Source organism: Sphaerisporangium dianthi (genome assembly GCF_042654065.1).
GTDB classification, from domain to species: Bacteria; Actinomycetota; Actinomycetes; order Streptosporangiales; family Streptosporangiaceae; genus Sphaerisporangium; species Sphaerisporangium dianthi.
In genome coordinates this window covers 295,637-319,796 of record NZ_JBHSFP010000001.1, presented here as the reverse complement: position 1 = coordinate 319,796, position 24,160 = coordinate 295,637, and the positions used below count along the sequence as shown (strand labels likewise).

The following is a 24,160-nucleotide window of genomic DNA, read 5'->3' as shown; positions in this document are numbered from 1 at the left end:
GGCACATCGGACGGGCCGGAAGGTCTCGGCGGTTCGGCGAGGCCGGACGGCTCAGAACGGCCGGATCGTTCGGAGAGGTCGAACGGTTCGGGGGGTCCGGAAGGTACGGATGTCATCGATGGGTCTCCAGAATACGTTCGGCCGCGAGCCGGCCGGAGATCAGCACCGGCGGCACCCCGACGCCCGGCGCGGTGTACATGCCGGCGAAGTGCAACCCGGGAACGCGACGGGCGGCGCCGGAGGGCCGGAACCAGGCCGTCTGGGTGAACCGGTGGTCGAGGGCGAAGGGGGTGCCGGCCGAGTGGCCGCGCCGCAGCCATTCGGGCGGGTCGAGGACGAGGCGCGGCGCGGTGAGCAGGTCCCCGTATCCGAGGGCGTCGAGCCGTTCGAGCAGGCGCTCCACCAGCAGCGGGGTGAGGCGCTCCCAGTCGGCCTCGCCCGCCAGGTTCGCGGTCGGCTCCAGCACGCTGAGCGTGGCGTGGCCGGCGGGCGCGGCGTCGCCGTCCGTCTTGGGATAGGTGACCAGCAGGCTGGGGTCGGGCTGCGGGCGGCCCGCTTCCAGCGCCTTGAACGTGGACGCCCATTCGCGTCCGAAGTGCAGGGTGTGATGGGCCTGTCCGGGCAGGCGGCGGTCGAGGCCGAAGTGCGCGACCAGGCAAGACGGGGAGAATCGAGGCCGCCGCAGCCGCCGGTCGTCCGCCTCGCCGGGCAGCAGGCCGCGCTGCGCCGCGACCCGGTCGCACGCCACGACGACGTGACCCGCCGCGATCCGTTCCCCGGTGTCCAGCCGGACTGCGGTCACCCCCAAGCCGTCCGTCTCGACCCTCGTCGCCCGCACGCCGTACTTGAACCGAGCCCCGGCCTTCTCCGCGGCGCCCGCCATGGCCAGGGGGATGGCGCGCATCCCGCCCCGGCGCGGGAAGTAGACGCCGCCGACCGTGTCCATGTGCGTGATGACCGCGTAGATGCCGAGGGCGCGCCGCGGCGACAGCCCGACGTACAGCGCCTGGAACGTGTGCGCCCTGACCAGCCGCTCGTCGGTGAGGTGCCGCCGCACCAGCCCGTCCAGGTTGCGGAACCCGCCGAGTGCGGCGAGCCTGGCCAGCGCGTACGGACGGATCAGGGCGCGCGCCCGCGTCATGTCCCGGTCGATGAACGCCTTCCACTCGGCCTGGAACATCTCCGAGAGCAGCCGGCGGAACCGCAGGTACCGCACGGCTTCGGCCGGTCCGCACAGTGCCCGTACCTGCTCGGCCATCTCTTCCGCGCCGGCGACCACGTCCAGGCTGGAGCCGTCGTGGTAGTTGAGCCGGTAGTAAGGGTCGAGCCGCCGCAACGGCAGCCACTCCGACAGCTCGGCGCCGGCAGTGGCGAAGGTGCCGGCGAGCACGTCCGGCATGGTCAGGACAGATGGGCCGGTGTCGAACCGGTAGGGGCCGAGGGAGGCGGTACCGCAGCAGCCGCCCGGCTCGTTCTCCGCCTCCACGACGGTCACCTCGCGGCCCGCCCCCGCGAGCCGCATGGCCGCCGCCAGTCCGGCCAGCCCCGCCCCGATGACCACGATTCCGTCGTGCCTCGCCCGGCGGGATGTCCTGGTCCGCACTTCCGGCGCCCCCATCAGGCGTTCCTGACCGCGGCGAGCCCGGCCGGCTCTGGCAGCGCCGCCTCGGCGTCTGGCGGCAGGCCCGCACCGGCGAGCGCGTCCCGGGCCGAGTCCGACGTCACCATGGGCACCGCTCCTTCGCCCAAATATCGGGATCATGGATCATCAGTAGGCTTTTCGAGCCGCGCCGCCACCCCGGTTGCATCCACCCGGCGACCAGGCCCGAAGCGAGCCAGAGGAGACGACCTGAACTCTTCGTCCCGCGCTTCCTGGCAAAGTGGACCCACGCCCACCGGCCTCAAGCGGCAGCGCCGGCGACGGCCGGACGACGGTGGAACGTGAGACGACGGCGAGGTGCAGAGGATGGAGCGGCGGGTGACGACGGACGAGGGCGGCAAGAGCACTTCTGGACATGCACGCGGCATCGGCGGTGTCGAAGCCGCGGATGGTGCCGTGCGCGGCGAAAGAATCCCGTTCGAGGATGTCGAAGCCGGGTACGGCATCGGCGCCGTGGCACGCAGGCTCGGAGTCCCCGCACCCACATTGCGCACATGGAACCTGCGCTACGGCATCGGCCCGAGCCGTCGCAGCCCCGGCGGGCATCGCCGGTACGACGACGCCGACCTGCGCCGCTTGGAGGAGATGAAGCGCCTCATCCACGCCGGCGTGCCCCCGGCCGATGCCGCCCGCCAGGCACTCCGGCACCAGCCGCCGCCCCCCGTCGAGCCCGACCACCCCCGAATCCCCGTCCCCCGCGTCGAACCCACCCCTCGCTCAGCTCCGCCACCCGCCCCTGGCCACGCCCTCCCCACGGCTCCGACGGCGGTCCCCGATCATGAGCGACAACCGCGACCCCGGTCCGCCCGCAGCCGCGTCCCTCGCCCCGCCCCCGCCCCGGCGGCCGACACCGGCACAACGCCCACGCCTGGGCCGCCATCGGTGGCGAGGCTGGCCCGGGCCGCGCTCGCGCTCGACGGCCCGACCGTGAGCGAGACCCTGCGCTTCGCCCTCCATGCGCACGGCGTCATCTGGACCTGGGAGCGGCTCGTGCGGCCGGCGTTCGCGACGATCTTCCGCAAGCAGGAGCAGACCGGCGGCGGCATCGACGTCGAACACCTCTTCTCCGACCTGCTGCAGGTCGCGTTCGCCGAGCACGCCGTCCGCAAGCCGCGACCGGACCATCGGCTCTACCCGCGCCCGGTGCTGCTGGCCTGCGCCGAGGAGGAGCAGCACACCCTGCCCGCCTCAGCCCTGGCGGCGGCGCTCGGCGAGCTGACCGTCGAGACCCGGATGCTCGGCGCCCGCACGCCGTACACGGCGCTCGCCGACGCCATCCGCAAGCTGGGACCGGCCGTCGTCTTCGTCTGGTCACAACAGCCCGAGACCGGCGACCCGGCCCCACTCAGTCGGCTGCCCGGCCTGAAACCCGCATACCATCTGGTGGTCGGCGGCCCCGGCTGGACGACCGACCTCCCACCCGCCATCACCCGCGTCTCGACGCTTCAAGAAGCCGTCACCACAGCGCTGGCCTTCCTCCGCTGACCTCCCTCGCCCGCGGCCTGCCCGCCTGTACATCTCCTGCGCATTGACAGCGAGGAACGGCCGGGCCATTACTCCGACCCCCGCCCCTCGACCTGCGGCCCCTGTTCACCCTGGTCGAGCGAGTTCCCCCTGGCCAGAGCGTCGCCGACCCGCTCCCGCCTTGCCCCTTTCTTGCAGAGCGCATGCCCGTGGTGCGGTTGCGCTGCCCGAGCCCAACCCGTTATGAATAGGTTTTGAGTAATTTTTCCCGGCAAGAGAGGCGTCATGAACGAGACGCTGGAGTTCCGGCTCGCCGCGGGGGAGGCGGGCGCGATCGGCGAGTGTTACCGGGCGCACGCCCCCGCCGTCCGTTCCTACCTCCGCAAGCATGTGCCGCTGCAGGACGTCGAGGACGTCCTGCAGGTGGTCTTCACCGAGGTGTGGCGCTTTCGGCACAGGTTCGACCCGACCAGGAGCCTGCCCGCCTGGCTGATCGGGATCGCGCACAAGCGGGCGATCGACCACCTGCGCGCCCGGACCCCGGCCACGGTGCCGCTGGAGGCGGTCGCCGACCCCACCGGCCACGACGGCCGGGTCGATGGCGAGGAGATCGCCGACCGGGACCGGATCCGCCGCGCCCTCGCGGCGCTCCCGTACGCGCAGCGCCAGGCGATCGAGCTGGCCTACTACGGAGACCTGACCCAGCGGGAGATCGCCGACCGGCTGCGCGTGCCGCTCGGCACCGTCAAAGCCCGCACCGCCCGCGGCCTGTCCCGCCTGTCCCGCATCCTCCCCCAGGTCGCCGCCTGATAGTCCTATACCCGGTCGAGTCGGCTCACATGAAGGCTCAAGGTGGTGCATGTGATATGTGATCACAACACGGTAGAACCAGACGGTTTACATCATCAGGTCAAGTCGATGGCCGCTCTCGATGCGTATCCGGCGGTGGCCCTGTCCGGCTTCAGGCTCCCTCCGAGCGGAAGGAGCCTTTGCCTGCTCGTCCGATCGGTTCTAGCCGAGCGCGCCGTTCAGCGCGATCACATACTGCGACCCGGCGGTCCCGACCGCCCACGTGGCCGTGGTGCCGGGGACGCTCGCGAGGTTCTGGACGAAGGGTGAGCGATCGGACGACGTGGGTGCGGCCACGGCCGTCCACTGACCGTCCACATAGCGGAGGAATGTGGTTTTCGCGTTGTTGTAGCTGCTGACCCAGAGGCGTCCTGACTGGTCGCCGGTCACGCCGTAGAGCGCCCCTGCGGCGACCGGAGGGGTGACGGATCGCCACGTGGTGCCGTTCCAGTGCAGGAGAAGCGGCTTGGGGGTGAGGCTTTCACGATCTATCGCGCCGACCGCCCACACGTCATTCGCCGAGATCTTGTGCACTCCCCAGAGTTCGCCCCCGGCGATGGAAGGAGTCGGAGTCTCACTCCACGAGGTGCCGTCCCAGTGCATGATGAGCGGTTCGTCGTTGGTGCGGCCCACGGCCCACGCGTCGGATGCCCCGTCGGCGGTCACGGCCATGAGGCGTGCGGACGTGGGGCCGGTGTTGGTGCCGGTGAAGACCCGCTTGAAGCCCTGGCCGTCCCATTCGGCGATGAAGGGGCGGCCGGTCGAGCCCCCGACCATCCAGGCATGATCACGACCCGTGACGGCGACATCGTTCAGGCCCACGTAGTGGTCGTCAGGGAAGGGGCGGTAGGCATGCCAGGCGCTGCCGTCCCAGCGTGCGGCGTAGGCGAGGGCGCGGTAGGCGTCGTCTCCGAGGACCCAGACGCTGTCCGCGCTTGATGCGCCGACCGCGCCCAGGCTCGTGGGCTTGTCGAGGAGCGTCTGCTCTGCCCACCTCGACCCGTCCCAGCTCAGCAGCGCGTACGGCCGCTCGGGTTCGGGGCCGCCGTACGTCGAACCCTGGTAGCCGACGGCCCAGGCATGGCTCGCGTCGAGGGCGGCGACGTCCGCCAGGCGGCTATCCGACGGCAGTGCCGGACCGGCGGCCAAGCGCCAGCCGGAGGCGGTCGCCGTCGGTGTCGGTGTCGGTGTCGGTGTCGCGCTCGGTCTGGGCGATCGCGTCGGTCGTGGTTTGTGAGCCGATTCGAAGGCCGGGGCGAGGGCGGGCACGCCGCCTCCGGCGGGAGGCAGGGCGGATGTGGCGGCCGAAGCGGTGGGGAAGGTCCCGATCAGTGCGAGGACCATCCCGCTCAGTGGGAGTGCGATGAGAAGTTGTGCCGGGCGGTGGTGGGGTGCCATGAGTCCTCGCTTCTCGTGATCTCTATGCGTCACAGGATCGCCGCGGCATCCCGATCGGTCACCGGTCGGAGGACTGCTGTAAGGGCTTTGTAAGGATCTTTCACCGCCCGTACGCATCTCGGGCCGGCTCGTGCGGGCGCGGCCGGATCGCCGTGTGGGGCGGGCCGGCGGCGGGCCGGGATGGCGGGGACCGCCTGTTCCTGGACGAGCGCCGCCGAGGCCGGGTCTCCGTCGAGTCCCTCGCGGCGGGTGATGCGAGGCCTTCGGTCAACGGGGTTTCGAACGTGTCACAGGCATTGACAGGGTGGTCACGTGGAATTTACGTTCGGGCCTACTTATCCGGTTCAGTCGGATTGGCCGATTTGGTCGTCCGGGCACCCTGGTCAGGGGTGTCGCGTGGTGAGGCAGGAGTCCTGACCGGTCACGAAGCAGGGAACGCATCTGCCGGCAGGTGGCAGTGGGAGCGCTCCCAGATCCCCTGGGGCCCGTACTCGGGCCGGTTCGACAAGGGGCGAGTTCCATCGGGGTGAGGCGAAACGCGAACCTCCGCCGGACGGGCGGAGGAAGGAGAGACACGATGCGAATCCGGGCACGGATCCTGCTCCCCATTCTGGCGACGGCCGGTGTGCTCGCCGCCGCCGGGTGCACCGGGGGTGGTTCCCCCTCCGCCTCCCAGAGCTCCCAGGCGGCCGGCGCCCCGGCGTCCGGCGCCGCGAACCCGAACTCGCTTCCCCGGAACGAGACGCTGTACACCAGCGGCGTGCAGTGGGGCCCGCCGGCGAACTACAACCCGATCCGCGAGTGGGACCACGCCGTCGGCACCAAGGGCCTGGTCTACGAGACCCTGTTCCACTTCGACACCACGACCCTGAAACTCACCCCGTGGCTCGCCGAGAGCGGATCCTGGACCGACGACACGACGTACGAGCTGAAGCTCCGTCCCGGCATCAAGTGGGCCGACGGCACCCCGTTGACCGCCAAGGACGTCGCGTTCACCTACGAGCTCGGCAAGATGGAGACCAGCCCCTACCACCAGCTGTGGGAATGGCTGAAGAGCGCCGAGGCGGTCGACGACCAGACGGTCAGGTTCTCCTTCTCCACCGCCAACTACCAGGAGTGGGACTTCAACCTCTACGGCCGCGCCATCGTCCCCCAGCACATCTGGAGCAAGTTCTCCGAGGAGGACGTGCTGAACGGGGTGAACGAGAACCCGGTCGGCACCGGCGCCTACAAGGTCCTCAGCCATGACCAGGACCGCGTCGTCCTCCAGCGCCGCGACGACTGGTGGGGCAAGACGACGCTGAAGGTGGAGCCCAAGCCCAAGTACATCGTCGACATCGTCAACGGCAGCAACGAGGTCGCGATGGGCCTGCTCCTGCAGAAGGGCATGGACCTCAGCAACAACTTCCTGCCCGGTGTCGCCAACCTCGTGCAGGGCGGCAAGTTCGGCATCACCACCTACTACAACGAGCCGCCGTACATGCTGTCGGCCAACACCGCCTGGCTGGTGCCGAACACCGAGAAGAAGCCGATGGACGACCCGGCGTTCCGCAAGGCGCTGGCCGCCTCGATCGACACCAAGAAGATCGTGGAGGGCGTCTACGGCAGCCTGGTCAAGGCGTCCGACCCCACCGGACTGCTGCCGCAGTGGGACCAGTACATCGACAAGAGCGTGACCGGCGGCGCCGGCTTCTCCTTCGACAAGGCCAGGGCCAAGAAGCTGCTGGCCGACGCGGGCTACAAGGACGGCGACGGCGACGGGTTCGTGGAGAACAAGGACGGCTCCAAGATCAGCCTGAGCCTCATCGTGCCGTCCGGCTGGACGGACTGGATGGAGGCGGCCCGGTCGATCGCCGGCAGCGCCAAGGACGCCGGCATCAACATCACCCCGGACTTCCCCGACTTCAACGCCCTGGTGGAGAAGCGCGGCAAGGGCGACTTCGACCTGCTCGTCAACAACGAGCGCCAGCTGTCCAACAGCCCCTTCACCTACTACCAGTACGTGTTCCAGCTCCCGGTGAACAAGGTGCAGCACACGGTCAACTTCGCTCGCTACGAGAACAAGAAGGCATGGGAGCTCGTGCAGAAGCTCGACCAGGTCAAGACCGACGACGTCGAGGGGATGAAGTCGCTGCTGTCGCAGATCGAGAAGATCCACCTCGACGAGCTGCCCGTCATCCCGCTCTGGTACAACGGCCTGTGGTCACAGACCAGCACCGCGGTGTGGAAGAACTGGCCCTCCTCGGCGCAGGGCACACCGAAGACCCCGGCCGTCACCTGGCGGAACTGGTGGGAGCTCGGCGGCTTCGAGACGCTGACCCAGCTGCAGCCCGCGGCCTCCTGAACTCGCAAGCCACCGCCCCTTCCCCTCGCGTCCCCGCGCGAGGGGAAGGGGCCTGCCCGGGAGGCCTCTCGTGCGTCGCTACTTCGGCCGGAAACTGCTGATCTACGGATTGACGTTCGTCTTCGCCGTCACGATCAACTGGATGATCCCCCGCTTCATGCCCGGCGACCCGGTCGCCAGCATGCTGGCCCGGGCCAACGTGTCCCAGCCGCAGGCCGTGGAGGCCATGCGGGCGTACTACTCCAACCTGTTCGGGTTCGACGAGCCACTGTGGCGGCAGTACCTGAACTTCTGGGGCGCCCTGTTCCGCGGCGACTTCGGCACCAGCATCTGGGTGTTCCCAACGCCGGTCAGCACCGTCATCATGGGCGCCGTGCCGTACACCCTGGGCCTGATGATCCCCTCGGTGCTGCTCAGCTACTTCATCGGCAACCGCATCGGCGCGTTCGCCGCCCGGCGCAAGCTGCTGGACAACACCGTGCTGCCGGTCGGCTACGTGCTGACCGCCACGCCGTACATGTGGCTGGCGGTGCTGCTGGCCTGGGGGCTCGGCGTCGTCGCCGGCGTCTTCCCGGTCGCCGGGGGTTACAGCTTCTCCATCCGGCCGAGCTGGTCGCTGGACTTCGTCCTCGACCTGCTGCACCACTGGGCGCTGCCGTTCTTCTCGCTCTTCCTGGTCGCCCTGGGCGGCTGGGCCATCGGCATGCGCAATATGATCATCTATGAGCTGGAGTCGGACTACTCCAACTACCTTTCCGCGCTCGGCGCGCCGCAGCGGCTGATCCGCCGGTACGCGTTCCGCAACGCCGTGCTCCCGCAGATCACCGGGCTGGCGCTCCAGCTCGGCGTGCTGGTGGCGGGCGCCCTGGTCACCGAGATCGTTTTCTCCTACCCGGGCCTCGGCAGCCTCATCCTCAAGGCGATCCAGAACCAGGACTTCTTCCTGCTGCAGGGCATCTTCCTGTTCATCGTGCTGGGCGTGCTGATCGCCAACTTCATCATCGACATCGTCTACGTCCTGGTCGATCCGCGGACGCGTACGGGAATGGCGGGTGCGTCGGCATGACCGCTCTGCAGGAGATCTCCACCCGCAGGCCCCCCGCGTCGGCGAGCGTCCGCCGCGAGGCGCTGTACTTCGCCCTGCGCAACACCAAGCTGATCGTCGGCGCCGTCGTCGTGCTGGTGTTCCTGGTGGCGGGCATCCTCGGCCCGATGCTGGTGAGCGGCTCGCCCAACGATTACGTGGGCAAGCCGATGGACCCGCCGTCCGCGCAGTACTGGTTCGGCACCACGACCTTCGGCCAGGACGTCTTCGCCCAGTTCGTGCACGGCCTGCGCACGACGTTCCTGGTCGGCGTGCTCGGCGGCGGCGTCGCGGCGATCGTCGGCATGGTGGTCGGCTTCGTGGCCGGCTACCGCGGCGGGATGGTCGACGAAGTGCTCAACATGCTCACCAACATCATCCTGGTGCTGCCCGCGCTCGCCGTCCTGCTGATCGTCAACGCCTATCTGGGCATCCGCAGCGTCGGGGCCCAGGCGCTGTTCATCGGCCTGACGTCCTGGCCCTGGGCGGCCCGGTCGATCCGCGCGCAGACGTTCTCGCTGCGCGGCCGGGACTTCGTCGACCTCGCCCGGCTGAGCGGCGCGAGCACCTGGAAGATCATCACCAGGGAGATCGGGCCGAACATGAGCTCCTACCTGCTGCTGACCTTCATCCTGCTGTTCGGCAACTCCATCCTGATCGCGTCGTCGCTCGACTTCATCGGCCTCGGGCCGACCGAGGGCGTCTCGCTCGGCCTGATGTTGCAGAACGCCGGGCAGTGGAGCGCCATGCAACTCGGCCTGTGGTGGTGGTTCATCCCGCCCGGCGCGGCCATCACCGCCATCGTCGGCGCCCTGTACGTGGCCAACGTGGGCCTCGACGAGGTCTTCAACCCGAAACTGAGGCGGACATGAGCCTGCGCGTCAGCGATCTGAGGGTGCATTACAAGACGCTGAAGGGCGACGTGCGGGCGCTCGACGGGGTCACCTTCGACGTGGGGGACGGCGAGATCCTCGGCGTGGCCGGCGAATCGGGGTGCGGCAAGACGACCCTCGGCAAGAGCCTCATCCGCATGGACGGCCGCATGCGCCACGTCGGCGGCGAGGTCGAGCTGGACGGCGAGAAGCTGCCCATCGGCGACGACCGGCGGATGAACCCGTTCCGCTTCCACCGGGTCTCGCTCATCCCGCAGTACTCGATGAGCGCCATGAATCCGACCCGCAAGATCGGGAAGATGGTCGGCGAGCTGCTCAGGTCGCGTGGCGTCCCGCTCGACCGGGCCAAGCTGGAGAGCCGTCTGGACCTGGTGGGCCTGCCGCGCGAGGTCCTGCGGCGCTACCCGATCGAGCTGTCCGGCGGCATGAAGCAGCGGATGGTGATGGTCATCTCGACGCTGCTGGACCCCTCGCTGCTCATCGCGGACGAGATCACCTCGGCGCTGGACGTCTCGACGCAGAAGTCGGTGGCCACCGCGCTGGCCGGCTTCCGGGACGGCGGGGTGGTGAAGAGCATGGTGTTCATCACCCATGACATCTCGCTCACCTACCAGATCGCCGACACGATCATGGTCATGTACGCCGGGAAGCTCGCGGAGAAGGCGCCGGCCAAGACGATCGTCCAGTCGCCCCGCCACCCGTACACCAAGCTGCTGATCGACTCGCTGCCCGAGGTGGGCGTCCGGCACACCGAGCGGCGGCTGACCGGCATCGCGGGCAGCCCGCCGTCCCTGCTCGACCCGCCGGCCGGTTGCCGGTTCCGCGACCGGTGCCCGCTCGCCTTCGACCGGTGCGCGCAGGAGCCGCCGCCGCGGGAGGTCGAGCCGGGCCACGTCGTCGCGTGCTGGAAGGCGGACGTCTGATGCTGAGACTGGACAACGTGACGAAGGTCTACAAGGTAGGCGCGTTCGGCGGCAAGACGCTGACCGCCGTCGACCGGGTCAGCTTCGACGTCGCGCCCGGCGAGGTGGTGTCGCTGATCGGAGAGAGCGGCAGTGGAAAGAGCACGCTGGGCCGCATGATCCTCGGCCTGCTCCCCGCGACCGGCGGGACGATCACCTTCGAGGGCGCCCCGGTCAAGCCCGGCAAGGCGTACTACCGCAACGTGCAGGGCGTCTTCCAGGACCCGTTCAGCACGTTCAACCCGGTCTTCAAGGCCGACCGCGTCTTCGCCATGATCCGGGACGCGTACTTCCCCGGCGTACCCGACGCCGACTGGTCGGCCAGACTGCGCACCGCGCTGCAGGACGTGCGGCTCGACCCCGACCAGGTGATCGGCAGGTTCCCCCACCAGCTCAGCGGCGGCCAGCTGCAGCGCCTGCTCATCGCCCGCGCCCTGCTGCTGGACATCCGGCTGCTGGTGGCCGACGAGATCACCAGCATGCTGGACGCCTCCACCCGCATCGACGTGCTCAACGTGCTGGCCGACCTCAAGGAACGCGGCCTCGGCGTGCTGTACATCACCCACGATCTGTCCCTGGGCAACTACCTGGCCGAGCGGACCGTCGTGCTGCGGCGCGGCGAGGTGGTGGAGACGGGCCGCACCGAGGCGGTCTTCGCTCGCCCGCTGCACCCCTACACTCGGCAGTTGCTGTCGGCGGTGCCGCGGCTGCACGCTCCGTGGGAGGACGCCGAGCCGGTAGAGACCTGTCTCTACCACAAGCACGGTGCCTCCGGACGGCTGTACACCGCCGAGGAGGACCATCTCGTCGCCTGTGCCCGGCTGAGCGACTGCCCGAAGGAGAGCTAGTTTGAGCGCCTATCGTGCCCTGCACGACGGCTGGACCCTGACCGCGGCCGACGCGGAAACCCGGGTCACCGACGCCCCGGTCGCCGGCGTCCCGACCTCCGGCGTGCCGACCTCCGGCGTCCCGGTCGCCGGTTTCCAGAACTCCGGTGTGCCGACCTCCGGCATTCCGGTCGCCGGCGTCCCGGCTACGGTGCCCGGCTGCGTGCACACCGACCTGCTCGCCGCCGGGCTGATCGAGGACCCCTACCTCGACGACAACGAGACCCGGCTGTCGTGGATCGGCCGCACCGACTGGGCGTACGAGACCTCCTTCACCTGGACCCCGGACGAGCACGAGCGCACCGACCTGGTCTGCGCGGGCCTGGACACGGTCGCCACGGTCGTGCTCAACGGCGTCGAGGTGGGCCGCACCGCCAACCAGCACCGGTCCTACCGCTTCCCGGTGCGCCACCTGCTGCGCGAAGGGCGCAACACCCTGCGCGTGCGCTTCGCCTCCGCGTACGCCTACGCCGAGGCGCGCCGGGCCGCCCTCGGCGACCGGCCCGGCGCCTACGACGAGCCCTACCAGTTCATCCGCAAGATGGCCTGCAACTTCGGCTGGGACTGGGGGCCGACGCTGGTCACCGCCGGCATCTGGCGGCCGATCGGCCTGTCGAGCTGGTCGGGCGCCCGGCTGGCCGAGGTGCGCCCGCTGGTCACCCTCGACGGCCGCACCGGCCACGTCGAGGTGCGCGTACGGGTCGAGCGCACCACCGAGGAGCCGCACGAGCTCACCGCCGAGGTGGCCGGGGTCGAGGCCCGGGCCCTGCTCGCCCCCGGAGCCCGCGAGGCGGTGCTGCGGCTGGAGGTGCCCGAACCCGAGCTGTGGTGGCCGCGCGGCCACGGCGGCCAGGCCCGGTACGACCTCACCGTCCGCATGGGCGAGGAACGGTGGCATCGGCGCATCGGCTTCCGCACGGTCGAGCTGGACCGCGACGCGTTCACCCTCTCGGTGAACGGCCGGCCGGTGTTCGTCCGCGGCGTCAACTGGATCCCCGACGACTGCTTCCCCGCCCGGATCACCCGCGAGCGCCTGGCCGCCCGCCTCGGCCAGGCCGTCGAGGCGAACGTCAACCTGCTGCGCGTCTGGGGCGGCGGCCTGTACGAGAGCGAGGACTTCTACGACCTCGCCGACTCCCTCGGCCTGCTGGTGTGGCAGGACTTCCCGTTCGCTTGCGCCGCCTACCCCGAGGAGGAGCCGTTCCGCTCCGAGGTGGCCGCCGAGGCGCGCGAGAACGTCGTCCGGCTCGCCCCGCACCCGAGCCTCGTGCTGTGGTGCGGCAACAACGAGAACATCGAGGGCCGGTCCGACTGGGGCTGGGAGGAACGGCTGGCCGGCCGCAGCTGGGGCGGCGGCTTCTACTACGACCTGCTGCCCGCGATCGTCTCCGAGCTGGACCCGACCCGCCCGTACTGGCCCGGCAGCCCCTACTCCGGCGCGCCGGACCTGCCGCCCAACGACCCCGGGCGTGGCACGCTCCACATATGGGACGTCTGGAACCGCGAGGACTACACCAGGTACGCCGCCTACCGGCCCCGGTTCGCCGCCGAGTTCGGCTTCCAGGGCCCGCCCGCCTACGCCACGCTGCGCCGCGCGGTCAGCGGCGACCTCGCGGCGGACGCCCCGCTCGTCCTGCACCACCAGAAGGCGATCGACGGCAACGCCAAACTGCTGCGCGGCCTCGGCGACCACCTGCCGCGTCCGAACGCCTTCGACCACGACCGCCACCCGACCCAGCCGAGTACGTCGGACGACGAGCAGTGCCTCACCCGGCCGAAGACATCCGAGGACGACCGTCACCCGACCTCGTCGGACACGTCGAGCGACTGGCGGTACCTCACCCGGCCGGAGAGGTTCGACGACTGGCACTACCTGACCCAGCTCAACCAGGCCCGCGCCGTCGCCTTCGGCATCGGCTGGTTCCGCACGCTGGCGCCGCACTGCTCCGGCACCGTCATGTGGCAGCTCAACGACTGCTGGCCGGTCACCTCCTGGGCCGCCGTCGACGGCGACGCCCGGCGCAAACCCCTCTGGTACGCCCTGCGCCGCGTCTACGCCGACCGCATCCTCGAGGTCCGCGACGGCGCCGTGGTGGCGGTCAACGACTCGGATGAGCCCTGGCGAGGGGACCTGTCGGTCGTCCGGTACGCGCTCGGCGGCGAGCCGCTGGCCAAGGAGACCTTCCAGGTGGCTGCCGAGCCCCGCTCGGTGACACGGGTCGAACTGCCCCGCTCGCTGACCACGCCGGGCGACCCGGCCGCCGAGCTGCTGGCGGTCCGCCTGGACGACCGGCGGACGCTCGCGTTCTTCGCCGAGGACTCGGCCGTGGCCTTCCCGGCGGCCGACTTCGACGCCCGCGCAGAACCGGCCGCCGGCGGCTACCTGGTCACGGTGACCGCCCGGACGATCGTCCGCGAACTCGCCCTCTTCCCTGACCGCCTGGACCCGACCGCCGAGGTGGACGACATGCTGATAACTCTCCTCCCCGGCGAGACCGCCACTTTCCACGTCACCACCCCCCACACCCTCGACCCGGCCGCCCTGGTCACCCCGCCGGTACTCCGCTGCCTCAACGAGACCGCACGGTAGGCGGTCGGTCGGCGGTTCGCGTTCGCGGGCAGCGCTGTCGGCCTCATTGCCATAATCTGACGGGCCATGGGCCGGGTCGAGCAGTTCGCGGGCATCCGGCGCTGGCGAGATGGCGAACGGGCTCCGCACAAGCCGCTCCTGCCTTCTACGCCCTCGGCCGCCACCAGCGCGAGGGTGGTGGGCCGTTCCCCATCCGCCCGGCAGATGATCCTCGCCCTGTCCGAGCGCCCCGTCCGCTCCCCACATGCAGGGATCGAGCCGGCTGCCCCAGCCAACATCGAATGGCACCAGCGCCAGGTCTTCCGCACCCCCGCCCGCAACCGCCCCGACGTGCACTGAGGAGAAGGCCGCGATCATAGGCGGACCTCATCCCAGAAACTGCCGAGCGCCACGCAGCCTGGTCCGAAGCCGCCGCTGAGTCGTGCCGCACTCCAAGCGCACATCTAGCGGGCCGGGCAAGTCGGTGTCCGCTCGGCGGCCTGAAGGCAGTCGGTCCGCGTCTAGTCCGTCACGCCGGGCGATGAGCAGCCCCAGCTCGAATCGGCTCACCGCATCGGTTCCGGCGACATGGTGGATGCCGTGATACTCGGATGCGGCGAGTTCGAGGAGCGCCGCGGCGAGATCGGCGACATGCACGGGACAGCGCACGTCATCGGTGAACAGCATTCCGCTCGCTCTGCCGGTGGCTAGTGAACGCACCAGTGCCTCGTGCGGAGAACCACCGTCACCGATGATCAGTGATGTCCGAGCTATCACCGCGGTCGGCGCGATCGCGTTCACTGCTGTCTCGGCAGCGGCTTTGGCCGCACCATACGGGGTGATCGGGTCGGGGACGCATGTCTCGTCATAGCGAATCGCGGCACCGGAGAAGATCGCGTCGGTGGACACATGGACCAGGCGTCCACCTGCCCTGGACGCGGCGAGAGCCACGTTCACGGCTCCGATCGCCGTGGTCGCCCAATCTGTCTGCCGGTACGCGGCGTTGATGACCACCTCTGGCCGAATTGCGCCGATCAGCGCGTCGACGCCCTCTCGTCGGCGCACATCGAGCGGCGACCACTCAACACCTGCGGTCTCTCCTGATCGGGTCAGGAAGGTGGCAGCCACCTCATGCCCGGCCACCGAACACTGCCGAGCGAGTTCGCTGCCGAGAAAACCACTGCCACCGACGATGAGCACCCTCATGACCGGTCACGATAATTGATCAGTCGCGTCCCGGTCAGCCGCCGCGGTGCCGTGAGCAGGCGGATGAAGGACATTGGGGCGGTCAGGGGTGGAGGGTGAGGCGGAAGGCGCAGCCGTCGCCGGTGGGGCCGGGGGAGCGGACGGTGAGGGTGCCGCCGTGGGCCTGGGCGATCTGGACGGCGATGGGGAGGCCGAGGCCGGTGCCCGGGGTGTCGCGGTGGCCGCGCCAGAAGCGCTGGAAGATGTGTTCCTGCTGGTCGGCGGGGATGCCGGGGCCGTGGTCGGTCACGGTGACCACGGCCTGCGACTCGGTGAGCCCGACGTCCACCTCGACCGCCGAGCCGGCGGGCGCGTACCTGATCGCGTTGCCCACCAGGTTCGCGATCGCCCGCCGCACCGTGGACGCGTCCACCGAGCACTCGACGGCCGGCGGCCCGGTGACCACGAGGCTGATCTTCTTCGCCGCCGCCGGCACCCGGGCCTCGTCCAGGACGTCCCGGACGATGGCCGCCAGGTCGGCCGGGCGGCGCTCGATCACGCGGGCTCGCCCGCGCGCCTCGACGAGAAGCTCCTCGATCGTCGTCTCGAGCCGGTCGATCGTCTTCCTGGACCGTTCGAGCCCCTCCCGGTACACCTCGACGGTGGGGGAGGGGTGGGCGAGGAGGACCTCGGTTCCGGTCATCAGCACCGACAGAGGCGTGCGCAGTTCGTGGCTGGTCTCCTCGACGAGCCGGCGCTGCGTCTCGGCCGCCTGCTGGAGGCGGTCGAGCATCGCGTCGAAACTCGCCGCGAGCCGCACGACCTCGGCCGGACCCTGGCCGAGCCCGATGCGCAGGCCGAGGTCGGTCCCCTCGATGTCCTCGGCGACCTCGCGCACGCGCTCGATGGGACGCACCGCCCGGCCCGCCCACCACCAGGCCAGACCGGCGGCGGCCGGCGCGAGCGCGACGATCGTCCAGGTGACCCAGGCGGAGCCGTGGGCGGACGTGCTGCTGATCGTCTCGACGCCGCCGACCGCGTTCGCGGCCGTCTCGCTGTCGGTCAGCAGGATGACGCCGAACAGCAGGAGGGCCGGGAGGTAGATCGCGAGGAATCCGAGCGCGGCGAGCCGCACCCGCAACGATCGCCACGCGTGGCGGACGCCGGAACGGTCGGGCCGGTCGCCGCGCACGCCGGAACGGTCGGGCCGGTCGCCGCGCACGCCGGGGCGGTCGGGCCGGTCGCTGCGCACGGCGGGGCGGTCGGATGGGATGCGGCGCACGGCGGGGCGGTCGGGCCGGTCGCCGCTCATGCCGGGGCCGTCAGCCGGTAGCCCGCCCCGGTGATCGTGATGATGAGCGGCGGCTCGCCGAGCTTCCTGCGCAGCCGGCTGAGGATCACCCGGACGGACGCGGTGAACGGGTCGGCGTGGGCGTCCCACACGTGCTCCAGCAGGTTCTCCGCCGACAGCACCTGCCCGGGGTGACGCATGAAGTACCTCAGCAAGGAGAACTCCCGTGCGGTGAGGTGCACTTCGGCGCCGGACCGCCACGCGCGGTGCGCCGCGAGGTCGAGCGTCAGCTCGCCGACGCGCAACGTCGCTCCGTGCTGGTCGCCGCGGCGCGCCAGAGCGCGGAGCCGGGCGACCAGCTCGGCGAAATGGAAGGGTTTGGTGAGATAGTCGTCCGCCCCGGCGTCGAGCCCGGCCACCCGGTCGTCCACGGCGTCGCGCGCGGTCAGGATGAGCAGGCGGCCCGGCCGGTGGAGGTCAGGGTCACCGGCCAGGCGGCGGACGAGGTGGAGCCCGTCGCCGTCGGGCAGGCCGAGGTCCAGGCAGGCTACGTCGTACTCCGTCGTCCGGAGCGATTCCTCGGCGCCGGCGTAGGTGCCCGCGACGTCGACGGCGTAGGACTCGTTGCGCAGACCGAGAGCGACGACCTCCGCGAGGTCGGGGTCGTCTTCCAGCAGCAGGATGCGCATGACCGGCTCCGCTCCGCTCGAAGTCACCCGGCCGGCGGGGCGCTCGAATCCCCGGCCGGAGGCGTCTTCGTGTCCAAGGTTGGGCCGTCCGCGTCCCCGGCAGGAGGGGCGTCCGTGTCCAGGGTCGGGCCGTTCGTGTCCCCGGCAGGAGGGGCGTCCGAGGTCGGCCGGCTGCTCGAGTCCGCGGCCGCAGGGGGGTTCGGGGCCGAGGTCGACCGGGCGCTCGAGTCCTCGGACGGAGGGGTGCCCGCGCTCCTGGCCGACCGGGCGATCGTGGTCCCGGCCGGGCCGGAGACGGTGAGGCGGCCTCCCGCGACCTCCACGGTCACGTCGGGGGCGGAGCCGGTCGGGTCGTCCGGCCGGAAGCCGCCGTCGCCGGACGCGACGAGCGGCAGCCGCGGAGGCTCGGCCGGCACCTGGGCAGCCCCGATGCCGCCCTCCTCGTTCAGGAAGTACCAGCCGATGATCACCTTGTCCCGCGCCGTGATGGCGACATAGGTGCGCACGTCGCCCCCGATGACGGCCGTTCCCCTGAGCGTGAATCCGCTGATGGGGCCGAACGACCGCTCGAAGCCCGCGCGTTCCTTGCGGCCTTCCTGGGTCTGCCCGCCGAGCAGCGCCAGCACGCGCCCTTCGTTCGCGCGGAGCTCGGCGGCGGGCACGCGCCGCGGCGGGAACAGCGCCGCGACGGCGTCCGCGCCGCTCGCGGAGATCGCCGTCCGGCCGCCGGTCGCGGTCACCTCGAACGAACCTCCCGTGTCCAGCCGGTACGTTCCGACGATAGCGGCCGCGCGGGCCGCGTCGTCGTCCCCGGCCTGGGCGGGCGGCGCCGGCAGCGGATCGCCGGAGATCACGGCCGGCCCCACGACCTCCAGCAACCGCTCGGCGCTCACCTTGGGCGTGTTCGACGCCATCGCGATCACCTGCCGCCGTTCGGGCAGCCACGCCACGACGGCGTTGTGCCCGACATCGCCTCCGCCGCCCGCCGTGACCAGGAGCGGCGTGCCGTACTTCGACGTGCCGTAGCGCACCCATCCGGGCGTCTCCGCGGTCCCGTCGCCCTGGTCGTACCCCGGGCTGCTGATGGCCTTCGCCGACGCCGGGGACACGATGCGGCCGGTGAACAGCGCGTACGTCCACGACGCGAGGTCTCGTGTCGTCATGGCGAGGCCGCCGTTGCCGTCGAGCGCCCAGTGCGGCCCGGCGAAGTCGCCCCGCTGGCCGGGCGCGCCGTCGTCGAGGTATCCGATGGCGCGCGGGCCCGGCGCCGAGGGCTCGCCGCTCCAGAACCCGCCGGCGACGGCGCCGCCGGGAAGCCGCAAGGTCGCCGCCGCGGTGTACTTCCGGTAGCCGGTCCCCGACACCTTGTCGATGATCAGCGCCAGCAGCGTGTACCCGGCGTTGGAGTACAGGTATCCGGTGCCCGGCCGGAAGGCCGGCGTCAGTCCATCGATCGCCGCGAGCGCGGCGTCGCGTCCGAGGGGCTGGTAGTCGGCGCCGTGCGATCCGTTGAGGCCGCTCGTGTGCAGGAGCAGCTGCCGGACGGTCGCCTTGGCCACCGGCCCCCTCAACTGCGGGAGGATCTCGCCGGCCTGGTCGTCGAGCGACAGTTTCCCTTCGTCGACCAGGCCGAACACCGAGGCGGCGGTGAACGCCTTGGTGACCGACCCGATGCTGAAGACCGTGCTCGGCGTGTTCGTCCGGCCGGTGGCCTGGTCGGCCCGTCCGTAGGCGGCGAGGCAGTCGAACCTGCCGGCCGTCGAGATGGCGATGGAGCCGCTGAAACCGGCCTTCGCCCATGCGTCGAAGCCCTCGCCGAGCCTGCCGTCACACCGGGAGGCGGCCGCGCGCGTCGCGGGCGCGGCCGGCGCGGCCGAGTCGCGTTCCGGTGCGCCCTGCCGGGCATCGCACGCCGCGCACAGGGCCACCACCGCGGCCGCCAGTACTGCACAAGGCTTTCTCATGCGAGCGACCGTACGGACACCCCTGCGAACCTGATGTGAACGAGCCCAGGCGGGGGCGCCCGCCTGTGCGACACCCGCGCTAGCGGCGGGCGGCGGCCAGGGCGGCGCGGATGGTGGCGGCGTCGGCGGGGGAGCCGGGGGCGTCCGTGACGCCGGTGCCCGGCGCGTTCTTGGCGTAGGGCACCACGTAGGCGGGGGCGTCGCGCTGGAAACGCCAGCTCTCGGCCAGCGTTCCGGCGTCGACGGCGTCGAAGCCGAGGGTGTCGAGCAGCGCGGTGGCCACCGCCTTGGCCGCGAGGTCGTCGCCCGCGATCGGCAGGGCGGAGCGGTCGGGGGCGCCCGCCGGGCGAGCGAGGGTGGCCAGGTGCTTGAAGTAGATGTTGTTGAACGCCTTGACGACCTTGGCGTCGGGCAGGTGCCGCTGGAGCAGTTCGCTGGTGGTGGTCTGCTCGGCGTCCAGTTCCGGGATCCGGCCGTCGCGCTCGGGGTAGTAGTTGTCGGTGTCCAGGACGACCTTGCCGGCCAGCGGCTCCACCGGCACCTCGCGGTACGCCCGCAGCGGGACGGTCACCACGACCCAGTCCCCGGCGGCCGCGGCTTCGGCCGGCGTCGCGGCGCGGGCGCGCGGGCCGAGCTCTTCGACCAGCGAGGCCAAGGTGTCCGGGCCGCGCGAGTTGCTCAGCACGACGTCCAGCCCGGCCGCCACCGCCAGCCGCGCGAGCGTGCCCCCGATGTTCCCGCTACCGATCAATCCAAGAGTTCCCATGCCCCCGACAACCTCGCCCCCACCCACGACTATTCCTACCGGCTAACAGGGTCGCGCAGGGCTGGTCGCAGACGAGACCGGGTTCGTGAAGGAGGACGATGACCCCTGGACCTGACCTTGTCCGCCGCACCCCGCCGAGGTTCGCCGTCGTGTGACACGTCCGGCCACAACCGGCACCCGGCCACGTGAAAGGCCCTTGCCCGGTCTCACCAGGGGTCTCCGGAGGCGCCGGCGGCGAGGTGCCGTTCGTAGCTCGCCACCTTGGCGTTGATGAGGTCGAGACAGTCGTGCAGCTGCGCGAGCTGCTCGGCGATGCGGCGCTGGTGCGCGCGCAGCAGCTCCAGCCGTTCCGCCTCGTTGCCGCTGCCTTCACGGACCAGCTCGGCGAGGCGGCCGATCGTGGCCAGAGGCATGCCGGAGGCCCGGAACGTCACGCAGTTGGCCAGCCACTCGACGTCCCAGGCGCTGTAGACCCGCCGGCCGACCTCGTCACGCCGCACCTCGCCGGCGAGCAACCCCTCACGCTCGTACAGCCGCAGGGTGTGGACGCTGACCCCCACGCGCTGCGCCACCTCGCCGATGCTCCAACCGTTCCGCATGATGCCGAACATAGTCCGTTGACCTAGACCTCGGTCTAGCATCTAGCGTTCGCGACATGGCCGGCCAGGGGACCACCGACGCGAAACGCGGCGCATCAGGCACGGCCGACACCGCTGACGACGTTCTCACCCGGATCGATCTCACCGACAGGACGGCGGTCGTCAGGGTGGATTCTCCGATGTTCCCCGAGCCGCGTTCCGGACGGGGGCGTTCGACACGAGGCTTTGTCCGCCCGTTTCCGGACGGTGCTTCACGGACGCACGGACATGCTTCACGGCTACACCGAGGAGGGAGATCATGCATAACGGGGGTTGGTACTTCCGGCTGCTGGGTCCCGTCGAGGCGTGGGACGACACAGGCCCCACCGGCCTGCGCCGACGCGCCCAACGCTGCCTGCTGGGCCTGCTGCTGCTGGACGCGGGACGAGTCGTCCCGGTGGACCGGCTGCTTGAGCTGCTCTGGGACGGCGATCCGCCGGACAACGCCCGGGGCAGCCTGCACAGTCACGTCGCCAGGTTACGAGGGACGCTCGATCCCGACCGGACCGGTTCCAAGGGATTCCGGCTGCTGCGCCGGGGTGACGGATATCTGGCCGAGGCCGACTCGGGCGCCGTGGACGTCCATCGATTCCGGGACCTGGTGGAACGGGCCCGTCGCGCGGCCGGTCCAGGGGACCGGTCCGAACTGCTGAGGGACGCGCTGTCGTACTGGCGAGGGCCGTTGCTCGCCGATGCCGCCACGGACCGGCTGCGGGACCGGGTAGGGACCGGCCTTGAGGAACTGCGGTTGTCCGCGGTCGAGTCGCGCGTCGACGCCGAGCTGGAGTGCGGCCGGCACCGGGAGCTCCTCCCGGAGCTCGCCGACCTGGTACGGCGCCATCCTTTCAGGGAGAAGCTGATTCGGGCCTACATGCTCGCGCTGTACCGCGATGGCCGTCAGCCCGACGCGCTCGCGGTGTACCGAACGGCCCGCCGGGACTTCGGGCGGGAACTCGGCCTCGATCCGACGAGAAAACTTCAGGATCTGCACGACCGGATGGTCCGCGCGGACGACTCGCTCCACCTCGCGCCTTCGTACCTTCGCGCCCTCGGAGCTTGATCACGTTCGCTGTGCGCATCTCGCACCTTGAGCTCCTCGTCCGTGATTCCCGGGATGGACGGCCGGTCATGGCAAGTCCGTGTCAAGCGACGGTTGTCATCCTGTCCAGGACAGCGATCACCGCTCAGGCTTCGAGCGGTGCGGCGCGAATACAGAGGAGAAACATGTCCAGATCAACGATCATGGCCGGCCTGCTGGCCGGCATCGTCACCGTGGTCGTGGCCGCCACCGGTCCGAGCCAGGCGATGGCCGATTCCAGTACCGAAATCGGCCCTGGTCCGACGGTGATCGGCCCTGGTCCGACGGTGATCGGCCCTGGTCCGACGGTGATCGGCCCTGGTCCGACGGTGATCGGCCCTGGTCCGACGGTGATCGGCCCTGGTCCGACGGTGATCGGCCCTGGTCCGACCTGATTGGTCCTGTTCCGACGTCCCTTTCCCTGGGGGCGTGCGGACGGCGGCGCTCTACGCCGAGTGGGGCTCGGCGGACCGGTGGTCTCGAGGCTCTCATGACCCCCGATCCCCGGCGAGGCGGGAGCCGCCTCCCGCGCGCCAGGTATGCCGCTACCGGCTCAGCAAGTGGGCCGGTAGCCCATGTCGGGCAGGTATGTCCCCCATTCCTCCCGGGTGAGTCCCGGCCGATCTCATCCACACGAAAGAAGAGGCACCATGAAGAAGATCTTCACGCGAAGCGGTACCCGCACGAAGGCCCGTGGCGTCTTCGGCGCCGCTCTCCTGGGCAGCGTCCTCGTGCTCGCGGCAATCGGCGTCGGCACTGCGGCGGAGGCGGACTCCTCGGCCGATCTCCCAGCACCCCCCGCGCATCGAGTGCGCATCGAGCTCACCAACTCGAGGGGGGCGGCGAGCGAGCAGGGGGGTGCCCCGAAAGCAGAGACCGCATCCCTCGCCGGCGGCGCCTATGGCAGCCCCAAGTATCGCTCCAGCTACTATGACGGCTCGAACGGTGCCGCGTTCCTATGGCGGGCGCCGGGTTGTGGCTGGTGGAACTTCGGCAGCACGAGCCAGTTCAACCCTGTGATCAACGATCGCCTCACGTCTGTCGATAACAACAGCGCGAGCTACCTTGACCTGTACAACTGGACCGGTACCTGGACCTACCTGGGAACCATATTTCCCTGGACGGCCGGCAATCTCCCCTCGGTCTACAACAACATCGTCGACGCAGTAGACATCAGCTGCTGAGCGGTTCGCGTAACGAGGCAAGCGATCGGTTCGCGATAGGATCCCGGCCTCCAGCCGGCGGCCGGGATCCGCCGCGGTCAGAGTCGTGCCGATTGAGATCGCACCTCCACCACCCGATCGTCCAGTGAGAGCAGCCCGTCGTCGATCGCGAGCCCCACGGCGATCGAGGTGAACGACTTGGTCAGCGAGTAGAGCAGGCGCGGGCGTCCGGCCGAGTACGGCGCCCACCAGCCTTCGGCGGCGACGTGACCATGGCGCGGGACCATGATGGAGTGACACTCCACGGATCGCTCTTCGAGCAGGTCCAGCAGCGCGGCGACCCCGCGGAACGACACCCCCGACGCGGCCGGTGCCGACCGCGGCAGTAGGACACGCCGAGAAGACATCCAGAAACCGTAACAAGATATATGGCCAGGGCGATCACCTGCTGCGGCCGGGAGGTTCCGGCGGGCTTGGGCCGACCGGCTATCTTGCGATGTGGAATCGCAGGTGCGTCACGTTCGGTGACTCGATCAACCTCTCTCGTTCCAACTCGATGTGATCGGTGCCCAGGTGGTCGAAGAGCCGGGTGCCCGAACCGAGCAGCACGGGCACCAGTTGAATCTGAATCTCGTCCACGAGCCCGGCCCTCACGAACTGCTGTGCGGTGTTCGCCCCACCCATGATGAGGACGTTCTTGTCGCGCGCCGCCGCTCGGGCCTGCCGGAGCGCGCTTTCGATCCCGTCGGTCACGAAGGTGAACGCCGCGCTTCTCATGACCAACCTTTCGCGGGCTTGATGGGTGAGCACGAAGCAGGGCACGGGGAACGGGGTGTCCCCCCACAGTTCCACTCCCACGTCGAACGTGCGTCTGCCCACCACAACGGCGCCGGTCGATGCGAAGATCTCCTGTGCGACCTGGGCGTCGACTCCATTCGGGGATGTGCCGGCAACGTCCGTGGTCCGATCCGAACCGCTGTTGAACAGCCACTCGTGGAGCCGCTCTCCGCCCTCGCCCATGGGATGCTCGACGGTCACATCGGGTCCGGCGCTGAAGCCGTTCACTGACACACTCATGTTCAGCACGACGTTTGTCATGGGGCACGCCTTTCGCTCGTTATTGACCGTAGGACGGGATCCGGTTCAGCCGTAAGGTCCAGTTCCACGCCGCTCGGCTGAGCCGGTTCCAGATCACCCCCGTTGCTACCTGGTCACGGCGACCGCGCGCACGATCGTCCGCGAACTCGCCCTCTTCCCCGACCGCCGAAGTCGACGA

General features: G+C 70.4%; 21 protein-coding genes and 1 pseudogene. 12 read left to right on the top strand and 10 right to left on the bottom strand.

All coding sequences use genetic code 11. From position 1 onward, the window contains the following. Nucleotides 1–112 precede the first annotated feature (112 nt). Nucleotides 113–1,618, bottom strand: coding sequence for a phytoene desaturase family protein (crtI, locus tag ACFO60_RS01300; RefSeq protein WP_380835850.1), 1,506 nt, complete (start codon nucleotides 1,616–1,618; stop codon nucleotides 113–115). 360 nt (nucleotides 1,619–1,978) lie between these two features. Here crtI and ACFO60_RS01295 point away from each other — a divergent pair, with 360 nt between their 5' ends. Next, nucleotides 1,979–3,145, top strand: coding sequence for a MerR family transcriptional regulator (locus tag ACFO60_RS01295; protein WP_380835849.1), 1,167 nt, complete (start codon nucleotides 1,979–1,981; stop codon nucleotides 3,143–3,145). Between the two features lie 264 nt (nucleotides 3,146–3,409). Beyond that, nucleotides 3,410–3,934, top strand: coding sequence for an RNA polymerase sigma factor (locus ACFO60_RS01290; protein WP_380835848.1), 525 nt, complete (start codon nucleotides 3,410–3,412; stop codon nucleotides 3,932–3,934). A gap of 201 nt (nucleotides 3,935–4,135) precedes the next feature. Here ACFO60_RS01290 and ACFO60_RS01285 read toward each other — a convergent pair whose 3' ends face one another. After that, nucleotides 4,136–5,122, bottom strand: a complete 987-nt coding sequence (locus ACFO60_RS01285; RefSeq protein ID WP_380835846.1) for a hypothetical protein — start codon at nucleotides 5,120–5,122, stop codon at nucleotides 4,136–4,138. A gap of 826 nt (nucleotides 5,123–5,948) precedes the next feature. Between ACFO60_RS01285 and ACFO60_RS01280 the strand changes: the two genes are divergently transcribed. From ACFO60_RS01280 to ACFO60_RS01250, 7 genes and pseudogenes are all read left to right on the top strand, one after another. Continuing rightward, a complete protein-coding gene (locus ACFO60_RS01280; protein WP_380835844.1) occupies nucleotides 5,949–7,715 on the top strand; it encodes an ABC transporter substrate-binding protein in 1,767 nt (588 codons plus the stop codon). Between the two features lie 70 nt (nucleotides 7,716–7,785). Further along, a complete protein-coding gene (locus ACFO60_RS01275) occupies nucleotides 7,786–8,781 on the top strand; it encodes an ABC transporter permease (protein WP_380835842.1) in 996 nt (331 codons plus the stop codon). Further along, a complete protein-coding gene (locus ACFO60_RS01270; RefSeq protein WP_380835841.1) occupies nucleotides 8,778–9,671 on the top strand; it encodes an ABC transporter permease in 894 nt (297 codons plus the stop codon). The genes ACFO60_RS01275 and ACFO60_RS01270 overlap by 4 nt, the downstream gene beginning before the upstream one ends. Further along, a complete protein-coding gene (locus ACFO60_RS01265; RefSeq protein ID WP_380835839.1) occupies nucleotides 9,668–10,615 on the top strand; it encodes an ABC transporter ATP-binding protein in 948 nt (315 codons plus the stop codon). The genes ACFO60_RS01270 and ACFO60_RS01265 overlap by 4 nt, the downstream gene beginning before the upstream one ends. After that, entirely contained in the window at nucleotides 10,615–11,502 is an 888-nt protein-coding gene (locus ACFO60_RS01260) for an ABC transporter ATP-binding protein (RefSeq protein ID WP_380835837.1), read from the top strand. The genes ACFO60_RS01265 and ACFO60_RS01260 overlap by 1 nt, the downstream gene beginning before the upstream one ends. Nucleotide 11,503: 1 nt before the next feature. Continuing rightward, nucleotides 11,504–14,131 carry a glycoside hydrolase family 2 protein gene (locus tag ACFO60_RS01255; RefSeq protein WP_380835835.1) on the top strand — a complete coding sequence of 876 codons (2,628 nt, stop codon included), beginning with the start codon at nucleotides 11,504–11,506 and terminating at the stop codon, nucleotides 14,129–14,131. Between the two features lie 66 nt (nucleotides 14,132–14,197). Then, nucleotides 14,198–14,337, top strand: a pseudogene (locus ACFO60_RS01250) (phosphorothioated DNA-binding restriction endonuclease); the annotation flags it as partial. A gap of 160 nt (nucleotides 14,338–14,497) precedes the next feature. On the opposite strand, the gene ACFO60_RS01245 reads toward ACFO60_RS01250, so the two are convergent. The 6 genes from ACFO60_RS01245 to ACFO60_RS01220 form a co-directional block, all read right to left on the bottom strand. After that, nucleotides 14,498–15,316 carry an SDR family oxidoreductase gene (locus ACFO60_RS01245; protein WP_380835834.1) on the bottom strand — a complete coding sequence of 273 codons (819 nt, stop codon included), beginning with the start codon at nucleotides 15,314–15,316 and terminating at the stop codon, nucleotides 14,498–14,500. Between the two features lie 82 nt (nucleotides 15,317–15,398). Further along, nucleotides 15,399–16,607 (bottom strand): HAMP domain-containing sensor histidine kinase, encoded by a 1,209-nt coding sequence (locus tag ACFO60_RS01240; protein WP_380835832.1) that lies wholly within the window; start codon nucleotides 16,605–16,607, stop codon nucleotides 15,399–15,401. After that, on the bottom strand, nucleotides 16,604–17,275 hold the full coding sequence (locus ACFO60_RS01235; RefSeq protein ID WP_380835831.1) for a response regulator transcription factor: 672 nt from the start codon (nucleotides 17,273–17,275) through the stop codon (nucleotides 16,604–16,606). Before ACFO60_RS01235 ends, ACFO60_RS01240 begins: the two co-directional genes overlap by 4 nt. A gap of 23 nt (nucleotides 17,276–17,298) precedes the next feature. Then, nucleotides 17,299–19,239: a serine hydrolase gene (locus ACFO60_RS01230; RefSeq protein WP_380835830.1), complete on the bottom strand. Its 1,941-nt coding sequence runs from the start codon at nucleotides 19,237–19,239 to the stop codon at nucleotides 17,299–17,301. A gap of 79 nt (nucleotides 19,240–19,318) precedes the next feature. Next, a complete protein-coding gene (locus ACFO60_RS01225; protein WP_380835828.1) occupies nucleotides 19,319–20,005 on the bottom strand; it encodes an NADPH-dependent F420 reductase in 687 nt (228 codons plus the stop codon). Nucleotides 20,006–20,211: 206 nt separating this feature from the next. Further along, nucleotides 20,212–20,604 carry a MerR family transcriptional regulator gene (locus tag ACFO60_RS01220; RefSeq protein WP_380835826.1) on the bottom strand — a complete coding sequence of 131 codons (393 nt, stop codon included), beginning with the start codon at nucleotides 20,602–20,604 and terminating at the stop codon, nucleotides 20,212–20,214. Nucleotides 20,605–20,902: 298 nt separating this feature from the next. On the opposite strand from ACFO60_RS01220, the gene ACFO60_RS01215 reads away from it, so the two are divergent. The 3 genes from ACFO60_RS01215 to ACFO60_RS01205 all read left to right on the top strand — a co-directional run bounded on the left by ACFO60_RS01215 (nucleotide 20,903) and on the right by ACFO60_RS01205 (nucleotide 22,905). Continuing rightward, nucleotides 20,903–21,703, top strand: a complete 801-nt coding sequence (locus tag ACFO60_RS01215; protein WP_380835824.1) for an AfsR/SARP family transcriptional regulator — start codon at nucleotides 20,903–20,905, stop codon at nucleotides 21,701–21,703. Nucleotides 21,704–21,867: 164 nt separating this feature from the next. Continuing rightward, a complete protein-coding gene (locus ACFO60_RS01210; RefSeq protein ID WP_380835822.1) occupies nucleotides 21,868–22,116 on the top strand; it encodes a hypothetical protein in 249 nt (82 codons plus the stop codon). A gap of 255 nt (nucleotides 22,117–22,371) precedes the next feature. Then, nucleotides 22,372–22,905: a hypothetical protein gene (locus tag ACFO60_RS01205; RefSeq protein ID WP_380835820.1), complete on the top strand. Its 534-nt coding sequence runs from the start codon at nucleotides 22,372–22,374 to the stop codon at nucleotides 22,903–22,905. 77 nt (nucleotides 22,906–22,982) lie between these two features. On the opposite strand, the gene ACFO60_RS01200 is transcribed toward ACFO60_RS01205, so the two are convergent. Together ACFO60_RS01200 and ACFO60_RS01195 are read right to left on the bottom strand one after the other, a co-directional pair. Further along, nucleotides 22,983–23,291 carry a serine hydrolase gene (locus tag ACFO60_RS01200; protein ID WP_380835818.1) on the bottom strand — a complete coding sequence of 103 codons (309 nt, stop codon included), beginning with the start codon at nucleotides 23,289–23,291 and terminating at the stop codon, nucleotides 22,983–22,985. A gap of 79 nt (nucleotides 23,292–23,370) precedes the next feature. Beyond that, nucleotides 23,371–23,982, bottom strand: coding sequence for a dihydrofolate reductase family protein (locus ACFO60_RS01195; RefSeq protein ID WP_380835817.1), 612 nt, complete (start codon nucleotides 23,980–23,982; stop codon nucleotides 23,371–23,373). Nucleotides 23,983–24,160 lie beyond the last annotated feature (178 nt).